This is a genomic window from Syntrophales bacterium (assembly GCA_030655775.1).
GTDB lineage: Bacteria > Desulfobacterota > Syntrophia > Syntrophales > JADFWA01 > JAUSPI01.
In genome coordinates, this window is the sequence record JAUSPI010000004.1 from 1 (window position 1) to 2836 (window position 2836).

The 2836-nt window shown below is 43.5% G+C and carries 2 protein-coding genes; both read left to right on the top strand.

Features of this window, described 5'->3' with window-relative positions; genetic code table 11:
• A partial coding sequence (locus Q7J27_00110; protein ID MDO9527544.1) for a hypothetical protein occupies positions 1 to 216 on the top strand: 216 nt, incomplete at its 5' end.
• A gap of 248 nt (positions 217 to 464) precedes the next feature.
• Positions 465 to 2540: an elongation factor G gene (gene fusA, locus Q7J27_00115; protein MDO9527545.1), complete on the top strand. Its 2076-nt coding sequence runs from the start codon at positions 465 to 467 to the stop codon at positions 2538 to 2540.
• The last annotated feature ends 296 nt before the right edge of the window (positions 2541 to 2836 follow it).

Genomic DNA, 2836 nt, shown 5'->3' on the forward strand with positions numbered 1-2836 from the left:
CGCCTCACAGCGACGCAGTTACCTTCGGCTACCGGAATCGGGCATAATCCCGGAGGAGGACTTTCACCTCCTAAATCGCGCCTGCTCCCAGGCGCACTCATTCCCGTGAAAACGGGAATCCAGTATTCTCAATTAGTTATAGATTCCCGCTTTCGCGGGAATGACAGAAAGAGGGCATTTTTCAAAGCTCTCGGTCTATGCTGGGCTTCACGGTAAGAAATATGTTCGTTTGATATTGCATTTTTTACTCCTACCTGTAAAGCAGGGCTTTCGGGGTCCACTCTCGGTCAAGGGTTTTGTCAGCGTTTTATTTTCAGCAATCAGTGATAGTATTTATATGCTTGACAAGCTATAATTCTTAAGGTAGACGCAATCTTCAGACATTGAAAATGTATAGCAAATAAGTATAACAAAATTACTTTTACACTATATTTCCAAATACCGACTGACTGAAAGGAGTTTCTATGGCAAAGTATCAATCTAAATCGCTAAGAAATATCGCAATAGTTGGACATGGAGGAACAGGAAAAACTTCACTCTGTGAATCATTTCTTTTTGTTACCGGTAAATCAGACAGGCTGGGAAGAGTCGATGACGGTACATCCTGCATGGATTTTGAACCGGAGGAACAGAAGAAGCACATATCGATAAGTGCAGCCTTAAATTTTATAAATTGGGGAAAGTACAGGATAAACATATTGGATACCCCCGGTGATTCAAATTTCGTCTTCGATATTAAAAACTGCCTTCGTGCTACTGATGGCGCTCTTATTCTGATAGATGCCGTCGGAGGAGTAGAATTTCAGACAGAAAAGGTATGGGAATACGCCGATGAGTTTAAACTTCCCAGGATCATATATGTAAATAAAATGGACAGGGAGCGTGCCGATTTTTTCAGCGCTGTTGACAGTGTCAAAAGTGTTCTGGATAAGAAACCTACCCCAGTTTTCATTCCTATAGGGGCAGAAGATTCATTTAAAGGAATAGTAGACCTTATAAACATGAAGGCCCTGATCTTTGACGGTTCCGAAGGAAAATTCAACACCGAAGACATTTCGGAGGATATGCTGGAAGATGCCGACAGTTACAGAGAAATAATGGTTGAGGATATAGCTGAGAGTGATGATGAATTGATGAACAAATATTTAGAAGACGGGGAACTCAGCATCGACGACCTGAAATCCGGCTTGAGAAAAGGTGTAATGTCCGGTGACCTGGTCCCTGTAATATGCGGGTCCGCCACAAAGAACATCGGTGTCAGTCCTCTTATTGATATGATTGTAAATTGCCTTCCTTCTCCTGTTGATCGCGGACCGGCTGTGGGGAAAAAGCCGGGTACGGAGGACATTGAAGAACGATTACCGGAAGAAAATGCTCCATTTTCAGGAATGGTATTTAAGACAATCGCCGATCCATATGCCGGCAGGCTCACGCTGTTTCGGGTATATTCCGGAACGGCAAATTCAGATTCCAGCTTCTATAACCCAAAACAAAAATCAAGTGAAAAGTTTGGAAATGTCTTCTTTCTGGAAGGGAAAACCCAGAAGCCTGCTGAATTGCTGATACCCGGAGATATAGCCGCCGCAGCCAAACTGAAAGAGACATTTACGGGGGATACTATATGCGATCAGAAGTCACCAATAGTTTTCGAAAGTATATCACCCCAGCCACCTATAATGTCCTTTGCAGTCCAACCGAAATCAAAGGGAGATGAAGAAAAGATAACAACTTCCCTCAACAGACTTCTTGAAGAAGACCCCGCTCTTTCCACTCGGAGAGATGCTCAAACCAGAGAGATTATACTCTCGGGTATGGGACAGGTTCACATAGAGGTTGCGATTGAAAAACTGAAGAGGAAATTCGGTGTAGAGGTTAATCTAACCGTACCAAAGGTGCCTTACAGGGAAACTATTAAAGGAAAGACTCAGGTTCAGGGAAAATATAAAAAACAATCAGGAGGAAGAGGTCAGTATGCAGACACCTGGTTGGAGATCGAACCTCTCTCCAAGGGTGAAGGGTTCGAATTCGCAGACAGGATCGTGGGCGGCGCTATCCCGAAGCAGTATATACCCGCGGTCGAAAAAGGTATTGTGGAGGCCATGGCAGGGGGAGTTCTTGCAGGCTATCCCGTTGTGGATATAAAGGTTACTATCTACGATGGTTCCTTCCATACCGTGGATTCCTCTGAAATGGCTTTTAAGATAGCGGGCTCAATGGGATTTAAAAAAGGTGTGATGAACTGTCAACCAACGCTTCTTGAACCAATAGTAGATTTAGAGATAGAAATCCCTAATGAATATATGGGGGATGTAATAGGAGATTTAAACGGCAGGCGCGGCAGGGTACTGGGCATGGATACCCGTGGATCTAATCAGATAATAAAAGGACAGGTGCCTCTGGCAGAAATTTTAGCATATGCACCCGATCTGAGATCAATGACAAGCGGGAGAGGAACCTTTACTTATCAGACCTCCCATTATGAAGAAGTTCCCCCGGTTATTGCCGAAAAGATAGTGGCTGAATACAAAAAGGAAGAATAGACTCTTTGTCCACAACATCTACGTTTTTTGTGCAGATGTTGGCATCAGTTCAAACAACAAGATTTAGTTAAAAGTGTAAAGTGAGCTAAAGTACCTAAAGTTAAAAAATGCGCTTTCAGCGTAGCCTGTTTCAAATTTAACCGCGCCGAAGGCGTGTACATTAACTTTAGCTCACTTTAGGCACTTCAAACTTTAGGTACTTTTGGGGTTGCGGCTCTGCCGCTTTAGGGAATATATTGATTACTGCAGGAATTATAACGGTAAGTGACAGGGGTTCACGTGGTGAACGGGAAGAT

What these genes read in the sequence shown, in the direction of transcription:
- fusA (MDO9527545.1), top strand. Translation starts at nt 465, where the DNA reads ATGGCAAAGTATCAATCTAAATCGCTAAGAAATATCGCAATAGTTGGA.